This window comes from Parageobacillus sp. NEAU-HV-2, assembly GCF_059115485.1.
Map to the genome: position 1 here is coordinate 1 of NZ_JBXUJJ010000011.1, position 17,759 is coordinate 17,759.

A 17,759-nucleotide genomic window follows, 5' to 3' on the forward strand; every position below is an offset into this window, starting at 1 on the left:
TCTCCCTTTCCAAACAGGAGACTGAATATTCAGTCTCCTGTTTGGAGGAAACTAGTTCCCTATTCATTCCAAATCCATTTCAGAGAAACCCTACCCCATTACATTACACAAAATTCTTGACGGTACCAATTATAACATCGAAATGAATTTTGTTTATAAAAAATTGGAGGTGTTATTATGAATCATTCCAAAAAATTAAAATGGATTTTGATTGGTTTAAGTGTTGTTGCTGTTATTTTTATTGCATTGCTTATTTTTCAATTGACTTCTCATTCAAATGATATTTCTTTCAAAAACACCCCTTCTTCTGAAACCAAAACTACCGATCCAGATAAACAACATCACAATACGAAGAAAAAAGAAAACAAAATTCCAACTGATTTTGACCACAAAGACACAACCAAAAACCCTTTTGAATCAAACAATAAAACAAAAACCACGATTCAAGGATTTGTCATTGAAAAACCAAAAGAAATTTCATTTACTGAAGAATATCCAATGCTTTTAGGCGCCACAAATCAACATTTATTAATTCAAGCCAACAACAACGAACTATTTTTATATGATTATAAACAAGATAAAAAAGAACTTATTGCGAATAATATCAAAAAAGCAATGATTTCTCCAGATGACCAATTTGTATTTTTTATCAAAGAACAATACGGCTCCGATTATATCCTTTGGTATGATATCCAAAACAAATTGCATCGAGACGTCATTGGAAAATCCTTTGAAGGACCGATTGAGCAAATGTTATACACCGACGGAATCTTGTTGTATAGTTATCATTCATATGAAACAGAATATGATAATCGAGGAACTATCACAGAAACAAAAGTATTGCCTCAATTTGAAAACAAATTCCCTGTTAACTATCGGGAATGGTCTTTGCCTCACACTAGTTTCGCAAGCACTATTCATAACAAAGGTTTTTATGTATATATGCCGCAGAAAAAAAGCATTGATTTATTGCAAATTGGGGTAAACACACTAACACACGCTTCCGTTTCTGAAGAGATCAAAAACCCGACTTCATTACGGCTCAATTCGAAAGGAGAATGGGTCATCTTGGATGATAAAGATGGCGAAAATACCATGTTATACACTTCTTCTGGTCCGATCAAAGATTTCAAACAAACAATTGATGTAGATTGGTTGGATGACGAGCATTTGTTGGTTTCGGATAATATATCTAAATCATTGTATTTATATAACGTAAAAACCCATCAAAAAGACGTCATCCATCCTTACGTCAGCATTTTCTATTGGAAACCACCATACCTTTTCTTCAAATATTTTGAATCGAATTTATACCAAATGAAAATTACTCCAAAAAAATAAAAAGTAGGGGTTGAATTCCCCTATTTTTTCTACTTCAATGATTTATTTTGCTCTGTTATGATAATAACCTTTTACCCATACGCCTAGAGGCGGTAAATCAAGGAATTTCCGAGGATCTTCATAATGAAGAAATGTCAAATATTAATAATGCTGTACTAAATCAAATGGATTTAAAATTATTACTCGATCTTCCAGTTAAAGCAGAAAGTCACAATGCTTCAAATGTAAAAAACGATAGCCAAACACTTGAATGGCAATTAATCCCTGGAGACAAAAATAAAACTTATATGGAAGTTGTTGTACCAAATATCACGAATATTATCTTGTCAATTGCAGGTGGGTTGATCATTCTTACTGGAATTTTATTTTTGGCACTCAAGAAAAGGAAAAAACATGATATTGTTACTAAATAACTATAAGAGGCTGACTCAAAAGGTCGCTGAATCGACTTTTTGAAGCCAGCCTCTTCTTTCTTTTTTCTCTTTTTTGGTTATTATTGGATATTTTTCGAGAAAAATCGCTTCTGCCTCTTTCTTTTTCTCACTGTTTTTTCCTTGTCGGATCGGTGGTTGCCACCCACTTTTTCAAATTGTGGGCAGCACAAACTAGACCCCATTCCAAGGTGATTTTTGGGAGGCCTCTCAATGAAAACCGATGAAATTGCTGATTATGCTTGATTTGCCCAAACAACGGCTCTGCTTCGGTTTGCCGCTTCCGGTACTTCGTGGCTCCTTCCTCTATTAATTACCAATATTTTCTTTAATGTATTTTTAATGGTTTGTCAATGAATTTATACCGTCTACTTTTCGGATGGCAGTGCACAGGCACGCAGTCCCATTTATTCTTCTTAGAAGGAAATGCTCAGACTCATCGTGATACAATTCCGTAGACTCGGAACCTATCTTTCCAGGCTGCACTTCTACACCGAACTTGCTTCTCATCATGTGTACAAACCACTCTACGAACTCTTCCATGTTCTCATCTCCTTTCAAATGTAGCCTTTTTCTTTTAACGAAACGAACTTTTTTTCACAAACGATAAGATGGTCCAACAATTCAATGCCAGCGATTCTTCCTGCTTCGACTAGCCTTTTTGTCACTTCGATGTCTTCCCTTGAATGAGTCGGGTTAGACGATGGATGGTTGTGCGCTACCACGATCGAAGCGGAGTTCGATAGAACACCTCTCTTGGATGCACGATGCTTGAATTGAGACTGCCTACGCGGCAAATGTTGATGGCAGTCGGCTAGTTTTTCGTGTCAAGACAAGCGACGACAAGCTTCTCACGGTCTGCTTCCACAAGGAACGGCTTCAGCAGCTTGTACGCATCTTCTGGGGACTTGATTTGACGCTCCTTGTAAAGGAACGCTAGATTCCCGAACGAGCTTTAGGCTGACAATGTTGGCGCGCTTCGCCGGCTACTTGGCAGGCACCTCTCTTTCTAGCTGTTGGTGGTTGATAGTTTGATACTTGCTCATCGTTTTCCCTCCTAAAACAAAATAGCCCCCATTCCCCTAAAGGAGAACAAAGGCTTTAGCGATTGATTCAAAGAAAATTCCGTTCAACACGCATTTCGAAAAAAGACAGAGAACCAATCAATGACTCTCTGTCTCTAGCAATCTTCGATAAACTTCGGGGCGTGACAGGTAATGATTCAAATGTTGTTTTACATTCAGCTGATCATTTAACGCACTATATCTCAGTTTATATTAAGATAAAAACTAGGAATTCTTTATTGCAACTTTATATCTGTCTGTATTTTTTAATCGTTTATTTCGTATACGCTCCACGTCGGTTTTTTTATTTTTGCAGACAAATCGAATATTTTCGTTTTCACCCTTTTTGCTTCTCTTCCTTCTAGCGGAGTTGGCTGATAGTTATTTCTTGTTGTGACAGATGAAATGCGGCATGGAATAATATGAATCTCTTTTCGAGCCGTTAGTTGGCCATTTTGAACATAAAAAGTTTGCTGAAAGATGAAAGTATCTTTATCGGTCGGATTTTTATTGCCTCCAAACATAAAATTCCCTAAACTATAAACAATGAATTTGCCTTTATATTCTTCGATTCCTTGGATAACGTGCGGATGGTGTCCAACAACTAAATCCGCTCCGCTATCGATCGCGAAATGTCCTAATGATTTTTGTGTTTTATTAGGAATATAACTTCCTTCCTCGCCCCAATGGAAATGAACAAGGACAATATTTGCACCTTTTTTCCGCAGTGAGCGGATATCATTGAGAATTTGCTTGCGAACCTGACTATTATCAACCCATCCTTTGTAACCAACTGCACCGATTTTGACCCCTTTTACTATTGTCAACAGCTGATGTTTGTCATCAAAATAACCGATGCCTTCCCTTTTTAAGTTTGCGATCGTGTCTTCATATCCTTTTTGCAAATAGTCATACGTATGGTTATTCGCCAAATTGACTGCCTCAATCCCTGCTAATGTTAAAATTTTTGTGTACGATGGATGACCACGAAACCGAAATTTTTTCTCCGCCTTTCGCGTAGAGGTTGTTAAGGTTGTTTCTAAGTTAACAGTGGTAAAATCGTCGTTTTTAAAAATCGGTTCTATATTTTTTGAAAAAAAGCGAATACCATTTCTTTTTGCTACATCATCAAAAGAATTTACATATCCATAATTTTCATCACGTCCAAGCGTTACATCTCCTGCGGCACTTAATGTAATACTTATCGTCTGCTGTTCACGCTTTAATTGTTCAATCATCGTTTGGGGAACCGTTTCATATTTGATAGCACTGGATTGTGGCACATAAATCCCCATGCCGAGGCCATATAATCTGCCAACCCCTTGCCGGTATCTATCAGAATAGACTCTAAATTCTTGCCCTTTCTTCGCTTTACGCACTATATAAAACTTATTGTCTTTAATATGGTAGAGGTTCGTATCTTGTAAAATAGTAATTTTTCCGATCATTCCTGGCTTTAGTTCGATTTTCCCCCAAAGTACCTTCGCTTCTGCTTCATTCGCCGTTGAGAATAAAAGAGTAAAACTTAGTGTGAGCGCAATGATACAAATGATTAGCTTTATCTTACTAAACATTTAATCTCCCCCATTTTAAAAGTTGTATTCTACAAACCATAGATGTGTTGTTTTTTAAATACATTCATATCCGCTTAAAACAATTTCCTTATTTATCCAATTTTCACTAACCGGCTTATTTCACGTTCGATTGATAACGCGATACATGATTTTGATGAATAATTTTTGTAAGTTCCGCTATTACTTTTTCTTCCTTACTATATGGAATTCCCGTGGTCATAATAGCCAATACGTAAGGTTGAACATCATAAACAATACCGACATCATTGTAAATAAGCTCCATCGGAATATAACCTACTTTATGGGCTACTTCCAAATTAGGGACTCCTGCAGGAATAGTTGTTTGGTAATCCGTATGCTTTAGATAATAAACAAGCTCCTTACCTAACTGAGGAGATTGTTTTTCAAATTGATAAACAGCCTTTGCATATGTAACTAGATCTTCAGCAGTGGTCATATTTTTCCCGTTTGGATATGTCACTTTCCCGCCTAAACTTCTCATAAAACGCACGAAATTGTTTTGTCCTACCTTTTCTTTTAACATAATAAATGCGATATTATCACTATGGACTATTGCATACTTTACTAAGTCGCGAATTGTGTATTTTGTACCTACTCTTGCTTTTTGGATAACTCCGCTGCCGCCATAATAATGGTACCGTTTATACGTTAGTTTTTCCTCTAAATTAATCTTATGTTCAGCGGCAAGCTTATAAACATATAAAGCCAACGGCAACTTAATGGTGCTAGCTGCACGATAAACTTTTGTTCCTCCATAGGCAAATTTATCCCCTGTTATTAAATTTTCATAACAATAAGAAATATTATAACCTGTGTGTTTAATATATTGTTCAGGCGAAATGCTAATCTTCCGTTGTTCACGCTTTAATTGTTCAATCATCGTTTGGGGAACCTTTTCATATTTGATAGCACTGGATTGCGGCACATAAATTCCCACGCCGAGGCCGTATAACCTGCCAACCCCTTGCTGGTATCTATCAGAATAGACTCCAAATTCTTGCCCTTTCTTCACTTTACGCACTATATAAAGCTTATTGTCTTTAATACGGTAGAGGTTCGTATCTTGTAAAATAGTAATTTTTCCGATCATTCCTGACTTTAGTTCAATTTTCCCCCAAAATACTTTCGCCTCCACTTTATTTGCAGCTGGTAATATGGTAAAAAAAACAAATGTAGCTATTAGAGCGTAGGTGATGTGCTTAAGCCGCCTTACCAAATAAATCCCCCCACGTCCTTATGACAAAGTGCACCCATTGTAAAAATGTCTTTTCAACAAACGCTACTCATTATTTTTAATCTACCAAATCGTGCATTACATTAAAAAGTATCCATTCATTCAGCCACCAGCGGAGATTTTAAGAATTGAAAACCGATTTACGATACCGCAGATTCTTCCCCACAATGGTCGACAACTTGATACCATAAGCATTCTTCCAATTTTTGTACTTCTCCCTCTTACGTTGTTGCACAAACTCTGCTTCAAAACGTTTGCTTAGGTCTACACAACACTAGTCATGAGCATACCTATAAAGCCCCGAAACTCCTTTGGAAAACGCACATATGTTACTGCAACCTCCTTTATGGGCTTCTACCTTCTTTCCTCCATATAAATGAATTTTCGATAATTCGTGGAAAAATCCTGTCTAAGCGATGTAAAAATGTTTCGAAGAGGGGCAGATCCGTTCCAATCCAAAGTTTTGTGTTTTTTATAATATTGTATAATTTTTCACACAGTTTGATGTTAGTCTAAAAAGTAGACACACCGATAGAGGCGCTATAATAAAACGAATTACATGGAGGAATTGTCCAAAACGTAGGAAAACAATTTTGATAAAGGATTTACTGGTGGTGACAGGCACGCAGTCTGATTGTAGACGCCAATGACAGAACCGTCATCGTACCAAAGCCAAAAGCCACATTAACCGTATCCACGTGCTATCCATTTCACTAAATCGGCGCGGCACCGAAGCAGTATGTTCTTGTTGCTCACTTAGTGGAGGAAAGGGATTGATGCCTGCTTATCCCTCACTCTCTATGAATTTAACTCACAAATCCTCTTACATGCCCCCCTACAGAAGTTTCTGTAGGGGGGCGATTTTTGTAACGTTTCCTCCTAAACATAAAAAGAAATCCTCGCATGATGACAAATTCTGTATCTTTGTATTACAATATGCTTATGCCTATTATGGATAAATATGGGGGATTTATTTATGGTGTATAAAAGCAATCCGCTCAAAGAAATTTTTCATCCAAAAGTCACATTTGCCCAGCTTAGAGAAGCAGAACGGGTAAAAAATGTGACAACCGTCGTCCTTCTTCTATTGTTTTTCAATGTTGTTCTTTCGTTGCTGCGGGCTTATTTTGGCATTGGCACGGAAGAACTGATAAAACATCTCAACCGATACACAGGCGAACAATTTGCTTTCTTGCAGCTTTTATTCGCGTTCGGCCATGCGTTGGGCGGTCTGTGCGTTCCGTTATTATTTTTGTTCATATCCTCTATCATCTATTATTTACTTTTTGATATGGATTTTGTGAAACTATTAACGATTCAACTGCCGATTTTGCTCATTTTCTTACTCGAAGATATGCTTCTCTTTCCATTACAACTATTTTTCGGCGTAAAGGATCTCTTCTCCCCATTTTCCCTTGGTGTGTGGGGGCCTTACATAACGAAACATGCCTTTATATGGGCGCTATTGCGAACTGTTTCACTCTTTTCCATCTGGGCTATCTCGATACAAATCATTGCTCTTCGCTCCTTGACGGAAAAATCGGTTCAACGTGTCGCGATGATTGTCATTGCCGTCTACCTCTTTTTTGGCGTTATTATCAGTAACATATACAAACTTTCCATGTAGCGGATCGTAATGAAAGGTAGGAATGCCGATGAAACGGTGGAAACGATATATATTCATCGTCATAGCGCTATGTCTATGCGCCAACTTTTACATCTTGTTTAATAATCATAGTAAAATTCCAAAATCGGTCTATGTAAACGAACGGACAAAACCAGAAAAAACAAATATGAAAGAAACCGTTCACGCTGCCGGCATGACCGTGCCAACAGAGCGAAAATTCATTTACTATAACCCGCAGCTCGGCGCCATCGATGAAATTCTTGTCACAAAGGGGCAAGAAGTGCAAGTCGGTACACCACTGATACGATACGTTGATGAAGAAGTCGACCGGGAGATTCAGCGAATCGCACGAAAAAAAGAACAATTAAACGCGCAGATCGAACAGCTTTCGAAGGATATCGATTATTATACAACCATGTCCTCTTCTGCTAAAGAAGATAGTATAGAGAAGATACAATGGGAAGAAAAAGCGAGAGAAGCGGAGCGGGAAAAAACGCTGCTCGAATGGCAAATGAAGGAATATGAGGAACAACAAAATGAACTAACGGAGAAAAAAGACGAACTGATCGTGGAAAGCAACACGGCTGGCGTGGTGGAAGAAATCAGCTATAACCAGTCAAAACCGCTGATCACCATCGCTTCCCCTTCCGCTATCGTTCAAGGAAAAGCGAAAGAAGAAACAATCGGAAAACTCGCCGTCGGACAGACAGCGACTGTCCACGTTCCGAACGAAAATGAGTCATTCGCTGGCTCGATTGCCGATATCGGCAAATTTCCAATCAAAGAAACAGGTTTTCAAGAAAAAAGCGAATATCCGTTTACCGTGCGACTGAACGAACAACCGAAACAGCTTCCTTTCGGGTATCACGTAAACATCACGGTAGTGACAAAAGAAAAGAATGGGGCAATTACCGTTCCTACCGAAGCGGTGTGGCATGAAAAAACGAAATCGTTTGTCTATGTCATTCATCATGGCAAACTCGAAAAACGAAACGTAACACTAGGAATCACCCATGGAAAGAAACAAGAAATCGAGCAAGGCCTTCGCCAAAACGAATATATTGTGTCCCATCCAACGAAACAGATGAAAAATGGAATGGACGTCATCGTCCCGCTTGAAGTGGAAAAGCCAAGAAAAGAAACGATAAAGCAATTATCCAAATGGGACATTGCCAAGCAGTTCCTCGATGGATTTTTCCGTTCCTTCTATTAATAAGAGTTTCCTAAAGAAAAACTGGTCTTTTCCTAAATACATACAGGAAAGACCAGTTTTTTTCTTCACAGGGCTTCTCATAAATCATTTGTCCGACAAATTTTTAATGATAACTGCGGATCGAGCTTTTGAAAGCAGACATGTGTTAATCGAAAAAAATGCTTGTACAGAGAATAAAAAGGATTTCTGCGAAAAGAAGAACCTATAAGAACTGAAACTCGAAACGATAAAAAGAGCTTTGTCAGAGGAGAGTGTAAAAGTCTAATTAGAATATAACGTCCTTACTTTTTCCAGCAGTTGCTTAGATGGAGTTTCATATTTTATATGAGAAGGAATATTAGTCACGTAATATCCTTCCCCTACACCGTATTGCCCGCCATATCGGTTATCATATCTATAAACGCGGTATTGCTCGCCTGGCTTTAAGATTCTGACAAACTGTAACCGATAATCTTTGTCCCGCTTCCATAAATTTATCGGCTTTTGAACTGTTATTCTTCCGATCTGTCCTTTCTTTAATTCTGCTTTTCCCCACATCACCTTAATCTTAGGCTGAATAGAAACTAATTCGGTAACTTTCTCATCTATATGTGGTGGCAAGTGAGGCTGATACTTCTTAATTAAACCAACATTTTTTGCATAGTAACGATACGTACCATCACTTTCCCGCACTTCTACGACATTTTTAAATGTCCCGGCTTTTGTTTTTATTGTTTTCGTTACAGACGTAATTTTACAAATGATGTTCTTCCCTTGTTGATTCTTATAGGACCAAGTTGTTCCTACCTTTAGCGGATATGCCAGATACATGGACGAGTAGCCATAAGTAAGATTGCCTTCTATAAGCCCGGCTTTGCTTTCTTTGTAAAATTTTGTGAATGGCTGATCAGTGTCATACGAATATACCCCGTTCCAAATGTACATGCCATCCTGAACATGACTAAACTCTTGCCTACTCGATCCTTCGTAAAAACGATATTTAAAAATTTTTGTAGGATCAGGCATGTAACTATCGTGAACACTGCCAGAAGCTGTTTCAGCAAACGGCATCATGGCGAATGTACTAACAGCAGCCAACAATAACACAAAATAAAAAAGCTTCGACCTTCCCATTTTTCTCCCCCCTATAAATAAAACTTCGTTCCATTATATAATATTCCTTCCTTAACTATGGCTTTTCACTATCAAAGTGTCTGTTTTTTAGGAATGGACCACAGGCATGCTGTCAAACGGCTTACAATCGAAAGATGAAAGACGCATGACTGAATTATTTATAAAAATGGAGGCAATCGAACTGAAAGTAGGAGGGCGTATTAAGATTGTTCAATAAATAAAAATGGAGCTGTCCCAAAAGTAGAAATTTTATTTTTGGGATTAAGCTCCTTTTCTTCTATCTTTATATTTCCATCTTCCCCGAACAGCCAACCGTCACCGTTGTAGCCTATTTGTTATCTGCTAAAGCAACTTTTTCAGGACACAGGCTTTTCTACAACGTTTTATTTAACAGTTCTTTCGGTGGTGTCTCATATTTAATGTATCCTGGGATATTTGTTACATAAAGACCGCTTCCTAAAGCATATTGTCCTCTATACGCTTGACTGTAGCCATATACGCGATACATTTCATAAGGATGAAGCACTCTAACAAACTCTAGCTGACCTGCTTCATTCCGCTTCCATAGATTAATAGGCTTTAATATCGTAAGCTTCCCGATTTGTCCTTCTTTCAATTCTATTTGCCATTTTGGCTTTGGTAAGTAACTAATTGCTTGCTTCCCCATTTGCACCCATGCTGCCTCAAAATTTTTCCGGCTTACCGCTCGATTTTTCCGATAGTAAAGAGGATCATTTACATAAATATAACGCTCGTCATAGCCCGTAATAAGAACAGAATGTTCTCTATATGTAATGGCAATTTTTCCTCTCTTTGTATTCCAAATGTGGAACTCGGATGACGGCAGTTTTTGAAATTTCGTATTTGCAATAACCCAAACAGGAGAGCCACGATCAATAAATTGATAAAGCATCTTCGCGTCTTTCCCTGATAAATTAACGGCACGATCTGGAATATACCTTTTCGCTAAATCATAAATCGGCGGATGATAAACGCCATAACCGCTTTTACTAAACGTATACATGTCCCCGACAAATCCATCGAAAGGGTTGCCGTACAATCCGTTTGTCTTAAACGGAACTTTTTTTACCTGCTTCGCCAACGTCATTTTATCAACTTGAATACCCGAATGCTGGAGAAGCATCGCTAAAGACGTTACTTCGCAGCCGCGCGGCAATTCCGGCATTTGTTGAATATGTGGGGCATTTAATATCGTTTTTGCACTCGCTTGTTCCGTATTCAGCAACGAAACAATCAATGAAGCCGCTAAAAAAATGATTGTCCTTAAACGCATGAAATCAGACCTTTCTCTATCAATCTATCTTTCTCTTAAAATATATTCGATGCAACATTGTGTAAATGTATCCGTACAACATAGAAAGGTTTTATACTTATTTAAACGATGAGGAATCGAAAGAATTTGAGAAACTGCTTGCGGATATTCATAAGTCAAAGGATATACATGAATCGATGCAGAAAAGAAGGAGAAAGGATCAAGTTCATCTATCGTGTCTTGCTTCGATACCAGAAGGAGATGGATCTATTATCAATACAAGAAAACGAAGATAGCGGCGAAAAGATAATGCAATACTTGGAAAAAGCAGTGAAAAGCGAACAAGCTAAACATGCTTACCACTCATTGGTCCGTATCTTTGGAAACGAAATAAAATGGAAAAGAGAAGAAGTTCTGATTAAGGTTTTAGCATCCATTTCAGGGTAAAACCATTGTCGCTTTGCCTTTTTTCTCTTTAAAAAAGCAGGAAAAAGAAAAGCCCCGCAGAGATTTCTCTCTACAGAGCCTTTCGACATATTTTAATGAGCTGCGAGTGGTGACAGATATCAGTCCCTATCTCTAAAAGGATTAGTTGCTAATAGAACCATTTTTTACTTTGTTTCCAGCAGCGTCAGCTAGAACAGCGTCAGAGAATTCAACTGTTACTTTATCTGTCGCTTTTAATGTTCCAGCAGCAAAGACAACTTCTAAATCACCATTTACAACATTTAAAGTCGGAGTAACTTCTACACCATTAACTTTTACTTTAATACCAGTAGTAGCACCTGCAACAGACTCAGAGAAGTCAACAACAGCTTTAGAATCGCTTACTACAGTAACTTTGCTTGCAACAGGAGCAACATTTTCTTTAAGAGTTAAAGTTACTCGAGCTTGGTTATCAGTGTCTAGAAGATCACCGTCAGCAGCAGTAACGCCAGAAACTGTTAAAACGCGAGGTCCTTCAACAGTAATATATCCTTCTGGTAAAGTAACTAAAACATTTTGTTTGTTATCAACAAAAGTTAAAGTAGTACCAGTTGGAAGAGCAACTCCACCTAAAGTATATTTAGAAGCATCTAATACACTGTTGCTCATATCTTCACTGTAAGTAACTTTAAACTGATTATTAGGTAATCCAGCGTTTGAAGCAGAGTAAGTAACTGTTTTAGCTGGAGTACCAGTACCTGCACCAACTACTACATTGAATGTAGAGGCAGCAACCTTGTTACCTGCAGCATCTTCAAGTTGATCTTTAGCAACTGTTACAGTATAAGTACCTTGTACTAGTTTACCGCTAGCATCGATGAAGTCTTTACCACCAGCTTCTGCTAATGTCACTACTACGTATTTTTCTTCTTCAGTACCAGCATCAATTCCACCATTACCATTTAAGTCATAACCATGTACAGTTGTTGCTGTGAAATCAGTAGAAGGAGTTAAAGTATGCAGAACTCCATCTTTATCAACTAATTTGATTCCTAGATCAGCTTCAGTGATGTTTGCAGCAGTAGAAGGTTTGATTGCTTCGTCATATTTCAGTACTAACTTAGCACCTTCTGCTGAAGCTGATACGAACTTAGGAGCTGTTGTATCTTTAACAAGGTTTGCAGTTACCTCTACATCTTGACCTTTGTTGCCAGCTAAGTCATAGATGTTAGTTACAGTGATTTTAGCATTATTTAAGAATGTGCTACCTGCTAATTCAGAGCTTGCGTCAACAGTATAAACAGTTGGATCATTTGCATCTCTTACAGCAGTAAGAGCACTTCCTCCATTAACTTTAACAACAAATGCATTAGCTCCAGTATCAGCTACTTTTTCAGAGAAATCTAACTTAATAGTAGCGTTAGTTACAGAAACAGCTACTGTAGGTAAAGATGAGTCTGTTGATGTAACAACACTTGTAGAAAGTGGATTTGCAACATTACCCGCAACGTCAGTAGCACCCACTACATCAATTTTATAAGTTTTACCAGCATCAAGACCAGTTAATTTCATTTCTTTAGTATATTGTGTGAAAGTTGGAGTAACTTTAGCTCCATCTACACTTACAGTACCGACAGATGATAATTGTTCATCAAATTTAACAGTAACATCTACCTTACCAGCACCAGCTTGTTCATAAGTTACTTCTTTGATTGTTGGTGCAACTGTATCTTTTACATCAATAGTAGTTTTGTACTGTGGAACATCTTTACCATCTTGAGTTTTAACAACATTATTACCTAAAGCTACATCATAACGTTTATTGAAGAATTGTCCACCAGCAGTTTCAATCGTGTAAGTTTTTCCATCAGCACTTAAAGTACCAACTAATCCAACTAATGCAGCTTGGCCATCTAATGGTGTTACTGTGAAGTCACCAATTGAAATAGTATTCTTATCAATAGCTTTATTGAATTTAACTTCTAATTTTGTACCGTTAATCGCACTTACACTCACAACTTTAGGAGCTAACTTCGCTTCATAAGCAGCTTTTACAGTTGCTTCTTTAGCAGTTAATTCTGCTTTGAATGTGTCAGTTACTTGTGGCAAGTATTTTTGTGCGTCTGCTAAAGCTTTTTCAGCTGTAGCTAAGTCGTCTTTGTTAATTGCGTCTTCAGCTGCTTTTAATTTCATAGAAACTGTAACGTCATAGATTAAGCTGTCGCGAAGTTTTTGTGCTTCTACTTTAAATTTAGTGCGAAGAAGCTCGCGAGTGGATTGACCATATACACGGTCTAAGATTACTGTACGAGATTTTAACTCATAAGAAATTTTGTGGTAAAGCTCTTCTGCTTTCGCAAGATCTTTCGCTTTAATAGCATCTGCTAATTGTTGACGCAAACCATCTAATTTCACAGCATAGTTGTAAGCGTCAATGTAAGTGACAACGCGTTTTGCAATATACTCTTTGTATGTAGCGTCCAAATCCGCTAAATAAGCGTCTTTGTTTGCGCCGCCAGATTTTTTGACCAATGCTACTGCATCATTATATGCTTTTTTCGCTTTGTTGTACTCAGCGTACACTTTGTTGATGTCTGGGAATTGGCCAGTTTCTGTTACTGTATGGCTGTAAGTGTAGTAAGCGTTTTTCATTTGTGCTTTTGCTTGGCTTACTACAGCTGCTACGTTAGTAGCCGCTTCAGAAGCGTTTGGGTTTGCAGCGACAAATGCACTTGCTGCAAGAGCACTCGCTGTTGCTAGTTTCACAGCTTTTTTCTTATCCATTGAGAAATGTATCCCCCTTTATTATAAAAATCACTTGCTTTAGAGCAATGTATTATTAATAAATTCATTGCTTAACAAGTTCTAAAAAATTTACTTTATCATCCTATGGAACCTATAATAGGATGATAATAGAAAATAGTGCGCATATTTCTATATACTGCGCACATATCCATAATTACTCCACAGTTACTATAATAATACATTTTTTTTGTAATTTCTAGTCTTATTTGCATTTTTTTTAAGAAATTTCGTCGATATTTTTCCATTTGTTCCTTGATATTTTTTCATTTACACCATATATAAAATATGCGCATTATTTCTAAATAGACCAATAGTTACGTATATTTTCCTTATTGATTCAGAAAATGAAGAATTGGTTCCATTTACGCCATTCAGTTTTCACCATAAAAAAGTAAGGGCGCCTCGGCCGCTCACTTATCGGTTTGCACAGGGTTAATCCAATTTTTTGACCTGGATGGCAAACGGTTGTCCTAATTCTGTTCTGACTACATCGTAACGATCGTCTAAGTATAAATCCATGAGGCGGAATTGCCCGCTGAATTGATCGGGGCTGTCGGTAATGGAGAATTGAAACTGCATATAATAATCGTCATTATTGACAAGCTGCTCGGCAATTTCTTCGATTTCTTCCTTAGGTACTTGATATTCCTTTAAATAAGAAATCGAATCCAAAATATGGGTAACATCATCATCAAAATATACCCGCAACGTCACGTTGTTACCAGCCATTTCTCCTTCGATCGGCAATGATCCTTCTCCATTGTAAAGATACCAGCCAAACAGGCGGTTGCCTTTTTGTTTTTCAATGACAAACGGGACGTATTGCCCATTGGCGACGATGATATATTGTCCTTTTATCGCCTGCTTCACCAGCGAGACAAATTGTTCCTTAGATAAAGGAACGTACTGGATATTGGCGGTGTTTTTCACGTAATTCCCCCCGCCGACGCCGTAAAAGACGGTTCCCTTGATGGTTTTTTTGCTGTAGACACGGTATTCGTTCCCTTTTTTTAGTTTTCCAATCACTTTTAATTTGTCTGGCGTCGTTCCGTGGTAAAGCTCGGTGTCATGGACGACGGCAATTTTTCCGATCATTCCTTTCTTCAATGCTAATTTTCCCCATAGCACCGCTGCCTGCGCATCATGCGCGCGCCATCCGAACATAACAACGGCTGCGAAAAAAAGAATAGCCGTGAAGCGATACATGTTTTTCATTGGTTTGCCTCCAAAATAGTTTTAATATTAAATTATTTTATACCCATTTCCACAACAATGGAATATTTTTCTACTATAATATAAAAAGAGCAAACATTTTTGCCGCTATCCGTACTGCCGCAAAATGGAAGATTCCATATATAATAGGGATGGCTTTTCCAATCAGGAAACCATCCCTTTTCTTTAGGAAATCGATATGACTTAGTACCGTTTTGCCCCCATATAGCGCGTTTTCCAATAAGAAGTGTCGAGGCTGCTAATGGTAACGCCAGTGGAAGAACCGCTATGAATAAATTGTCTATTGCCGATATAAATGCCCGCGTGGGACGGACCGGATTGATTTATGTCAAAGAAGACAATGTCGCCAACCGCAGGAGAGGAAACCGGCGTACCGACATTCCAAATCGTCGCTACTGTACGAGGCAAAGAGATTCCTTGTTTTTTGAACAAATAAACGATAAATCCGCTGCAGTCAAAGCCCACCTCCGGCGTTTGGCCGCCCCAGACGTACGGTGTGCCGAGAAGCTCGGACGCATCGGCGACAAGCTCGATGACATCCAACTTCCGCTGCGGCGCCTGTCCCATCAATCGATCATATGTTTCCGCATCGACAACACCAGTCGCTTTGAGGCCGACGCTATTCTGGAATCGTTTCACCGCGTCCGCCGTAATCGCCCCGTAATACCCCGTTATTTCCGGATAGGTAAAATAACCGAGCTGCTTTAGCTTCGTTTGTACTTCTTTCACTTCTGGATTCGTCGACCCAATCGTTAAATAGATAGCCGCTTTCGGTGCGGACAGCTGCGGTTTAGAGTTGGCTATCACTTCGTTAATTTTCGCCAGCGTCGTACTGTCAGCCGTACCAGTAACTGGAAGTTGATATCGTTTTTGAAATTTTCGAACAGCATCCGCTGTCATCGTTCCATAATATCCCGTTATTTCCGAATATGTAAAATAGCCAAGTTGTTTTAAGTTTTGTTGTAATTTGCTGACTTCCGTCCCTCTTGAGCCTATTTTTAATGCATTTGTTTGAGAAGCTTTGCCAGATTGCTTATTCACCGCATTTTGAATCAACTGTACAGTGCGGGCATCTGCGACCCCTGTTGCGGAAAGACCGTTATTTTGTTGAAATCGCTTGACCGCATCTTGCGTAATCGTTCCATAATAACCGGTGATCTCCGGATATTTGAAATAGCCAAGCAACTTTAAGTTTTGCTGCAGCTCTTTCACTTGCGGCGAGCTCATCCCAACTTTCCATTCTGCTGCTTTCCCGTCATCCGGCATCAAAAACAGCGCCGAAGCGAAAGCGGTCGTTAATATAACATGTCTTGGCCTTATACTCACAGCGATCTCCCTCTTTCTTTCCTGCTTTCATCCTTCGCACCTTTTCTCGAACATTCACAACATAAAACGTCAGCGTGCCGATTTCACTCAGCTTTACCTCTTTTGCTTTCACGCGGTAAGTAGAATTCGCAATTGTGATCATGTCGAAAAAAGGAATCTATGTAAAACCAGGCTCCTACATCGTACAAAAGAACGACAACTTTCGTAGCTTTACCCCCTTTTTCGACATGCATAAAGACGCAAAAATGACTATATATGTTATTAATATATAATTCTTATTCACTAGTATAACGGAAATCCCTTCCTAATAGAAGAGTTTTTTCCTTTTCAGAAAGCAACTATAACGCCATACGGGATCAAGCGACGAAATAGGGTTTGGGATGTTAGCGAAATCATCGACATACCATGGAAGATGAGTACCAGCAAGGAAAGCATTTGGGGGAAGCAAACTACAACATTTTGTTGTTTTTTCTCGCCGGGCACGTAAACAAATAGGAAATGCGCTCATGGTCAAAAATATAAATAGATTGCAAGATTTCGTAAATCAGCTGTCTTTCCATCGCTAACAATTCATTGGTGTGAACGCGGAGATATTTTTGCTGCAGCTGGTTCCACTCGTAGAGGGCGATTTCAAACTTTTGCTTTTGCAAATCTAGCTTTACAATAACCATATATAATTGATTGACACATTTAAAAACAAAATATAAATGGGCATCACTAGAACATATAATCGTACGGAATAGCGCGTCCTCTTCTAAAAAACGATCGCGGTTTTCCTCGCTTTTTAAAAACCGCAATGAATCGGTAAAATTCGTCGGTGCAATCGTTTTCAGTCGAATCGAAAACGGATTTTTCATCTCTTTAATAAATACGCGATACGTTTTCTTTTTTCGTTTCGGGCCTTTCCGTTCACTAACCATTAAATCGGACAGATAAATATTCACCCTCATCCCTCTTTTTCCTAATTATAGTAAATATTTACCCATTTTTACCCATTGTACCATGCTGCTGGTAGATACAAAAGGTGTCGAACATTGGGGTAAAGAGTTGTTTCGTTCTTTTTCAGAACAAATAAGGT

The 17,759-nt window shown here is 38.5% G+C and carries 12 protein-coding genes and 4 pseudogenes; 6 read left to right on the forward strand and 10 right to left on the reverse strand.

Annotation, left to right across the window (positions count from 1 at the left end; translation table 11 throughout):
- Window positions 1-177: 177 nt before the first annotated feature.
- Both AC1WMD_RS15315 and AC1WMD_RS15320 read left to right on the forward strand, forming a co-directional pair.
- On the forward strand, window positions 178-1,341 hold the full coding sequence (locus AC1WMD_RS15315; protein WP_494257873.1) for a hypothetical protein: 1,164 nt from the start codon (window positions 178-180) through the stop codon (window positions 1,339-1,341).
- Between the two features lie 131 nt (window positions 1,342-1,472).
- Window positions 1,473-1,754, forward strand: coding sequence for an LPXTG cell wall anchor domain-containing protein (locus AC1WMD_RS15320; RefSeq protein ID WP_494257874.1), 282 nt, complete (start codon window positions 1,473-1,475; stop codon window positions 1,752-1,754).
- A 127-nt stretch (window positions 1,755-1,881) separates the two neighbouring features.
- Here AC1WMD_RS15320 and AC1WMD_RS15325 read toward each other — a convergent pair.
- From AC1WMD_RS15325 to AC1WMD_RS15340, 4 genes and pseudogenes are all read right to left on the reverse strand, one after another.
- A pseudogene (locus AC1WMD_RS15325) lies at window positions 1,882-2,079 on the reverse strand (transposase); the annotation flags it as partial.
- 250 nt (window positions 2,080-2,329) lie between these two features.
- Window positions 2,330-2,740: pseudogene (locus tag AC1WMD_RS15330) on the reverse strand (JAB domain-containing protein).
- Window positions 2,741-3,102: 362 nt separating this feature from the next.
- A complete protein-coding gene (locus tag AC1WMD_RS15335) occupies window positions 3,103-4,074 on the reverse strand; it encodes a CapA family protein (RefSeq protein ID WP_494257945.1) in 972 nt (323 codons plus the stop codon).
- 451 nt (window positions 4,075-4,525) lie between these two features.
- Entirely contained in the window at window positions 4,526-5,647 is a 1,122-nt protein-coding gene (locus AC1WMD_RS15340; protein ID WP_494257875.1) for a serine hydrolase, read from the reverse strand.
- 651 nt (window positions 5,648-6,298) lie between these two features.
- Here AC1WMD_RS15340 and AC1WMD_RS15345 point away from each other — a divergent pair.
- From AC1WMD_RS15345 to AC1WMD_RS15355, 3 genes and pseudogenes are all read left to right on the forward strand, one after another.
- Window positions 6,299-6,382: pseudogene (locus AC1WMD_RS15345) on the forward strand (class D sortase); the annotation flags it as partial.
- A gap of 259 nt (window positions 6,383-6,641) precedes the next feature.
- The gene (locus AC1WMD_RS15350) at window positions 6,642-7,292 is read left to right on the forward strand and encodes a hypothetical protein (RefSeq protein WP_494257876.1); all 651 of its coding nucleotides are present in this window, start codon (window positions 6,642-6,644) and stop codon (window positions 7,290-7,292) included.
- Between the two features lie 28 nt (window positions 7,293-7,320).
- Entirely contained in the window at window positions 7,321-8,505 is a 1,185-nt protein-coding gene (locus AC1WMD_RS15355) for an efflux RND transporter periplasmic adaptor subunit (protein ID WP_494257877.1), read from the forward strand.
- A gap of 261 nt (window positions 8,506-8,766) precedes the next feature.
- On the opposite strand, the pseudogene AC1WMD_RS15360 reads toward AC1WMD_RS15355, so the two are convergent.
- Window positions 8,767-9,048, reverse strand: a pseudogene (locus AC1WMD_RS15360) (alpha-amylase); the annotation flags it as partial.
- Window positions 9,049-9,991: 943 nt separating this feature from the next.
- Window positions 9,992-10,912, reverse strand: coding sequence for a C39 family peptidase (locus AC1WMD_RS15365; protein ID WP_494257878.1), 921 nt, complete (start codon window positions 10,910-10,912; stop codon window positions 9,992-9,994).
- A 240-nt stretch (window positions 10,913-11,152) separates the two neighbouring features.
- Between AC1WMD_RS15365 and AC1WMD_RS15370 the strand changes: the two genes are divergently transcribed.
- Complete coding sequence (locus tag AC1WMD_RS15370) at window positions 11,153-11,338, forward strand: hypothetical protein (RefSeq protein WP_494257879.1); 186 nt, start codon at window positions 11,153-11,155, stop codon at window positions 11,336-11,338.
- Window positions 11,339-11,479: 141 nt separating this feature from the next.
- Here the strand turns inward: AC1WMD_RS15370 and AC1WMD_RS15375 are convergent, their stop codons facing one another.
- The 4 genes from AC1WMD_RS15375 to AC1WMD_RS15390 form a co-directional block, all read right to left on the reverse strand.
- Window positions 11,480-14,101 (reverse strand): S-layer protein, encoded by a 2,622-nt coding sequence (locus tag AC1WMD_RS15375; protein WP_494257880.1) that lies wholly within the window; start codon window positions 14,099-14,101, stop codon window positions 11,480-11,482.
- A gap of 453 nt (window positions 14,102-14,554) precedes the next feature.
- Window positions 14,555-15,337, reverse strand: coding sequence for an SLAP domain-containing protein (locus tag AC1WMD_RS15380; RefSeq protein WP_494257881.1), 783 nt, complete (start codon window positions 15,335-15,337; stop codon window positions 14,555-14,557).
- A 201-nt stretch (window positions 15,338-15,538) separates the two neighbouring features.
- Window positions 15,539-16,681: a C40 family peptidase gene (locus AC1WMD_RS15385; protein ID WP_494257882.1), complete on the reverse strand. Its 1,143-nt coding sequence runs from the start codon at window positions 16,679-16,681 to the stop codon at window positions 15,539-15,541.
- Between the two features lie 449 nt (window positions 16,682-17,130).
- On the reverse strand, window positions 17,131-17,631 hold the full coding sequence (locus AC1WMD_RS15390; protein WP_494257883.1) for a hypothetical protein: 501 nt from the start codon (window positions 17,629-17,631) through the stop codon (window positions 17,131-17,133).
- Window positions 17,632-17,759 lie beyond the last annotated feature (128 nt).

Coding starts and splice junctions, on each gene's coding strand:
- AC1WMD_RS15315 (WP_494257873.1), top strand. CDS start 178: ATGAATCATTCCAAAAAATTAAAATGGATTTTGATTGGTTTAAGTGTT.
- AC1WMD_RS15320 (WP_494257874.1), top strand. CDS start 1,473: ATGTCAAATATTAATAATGCTGTACTAAATCAAATGGATTTAAAATTA.
- AC1WMD_RS15335 (WP_494257945.1), bottom strand. CDS start 4,074: ATGATTGAACAATTAAAGCGTGAACAGCAGACGATAAGTATTACATTA.
- AC1WMD_RS15350 (WP_494257876.1), top strand. CDS start 6,642: ATGGTGTATAAAAGCAATCCGCTCAAAGAAATTTTTCATCCAAAAGTC.
- AC1WMD_RS15355 (WP_494257877.1), top strand. CDS start 7,321: ATGAAACGGTGGAAACGATATATATTCATCGTCATAGCGCTATGTCTA.
- AC1WMD_RS15365 (WP_494257878.1), bottom strand. CDS start 10,912: ATGCGTTTAAGGACAATCATTTTTTTAGCGGCTTCATTGATTGTTTCG.
- AC1WMD_RS15370 (WP_494257879.1), top strand. CDS start 11,153: ATGGATCTATTATCAATACAAGAAAACGAAGATAGCGGCGAAAAGATA.
- AC1WMD_RS15375 (WP_494257880.1), bottom strand. CDS start 14,101: ATGGATAAGAAAAAAGCTGTGAAACTAGCAACAGCGAGTGCTCTTGCA.
- AC1WMD_RS15380 (WP_494257881.1), bottom strand. CDS start 15,337: ATGAAAAACATGTATCGCTTCACGGCTATTCTTTTTTTCGCAGCCGTT.
- AC1WMD_RS15390 (WP_494257883.1), bottom strand. CDS start 17,631: ATGAGGGTGAATATTTATCTGTCCGATTTAATGGTTAGTGAACGGAAA.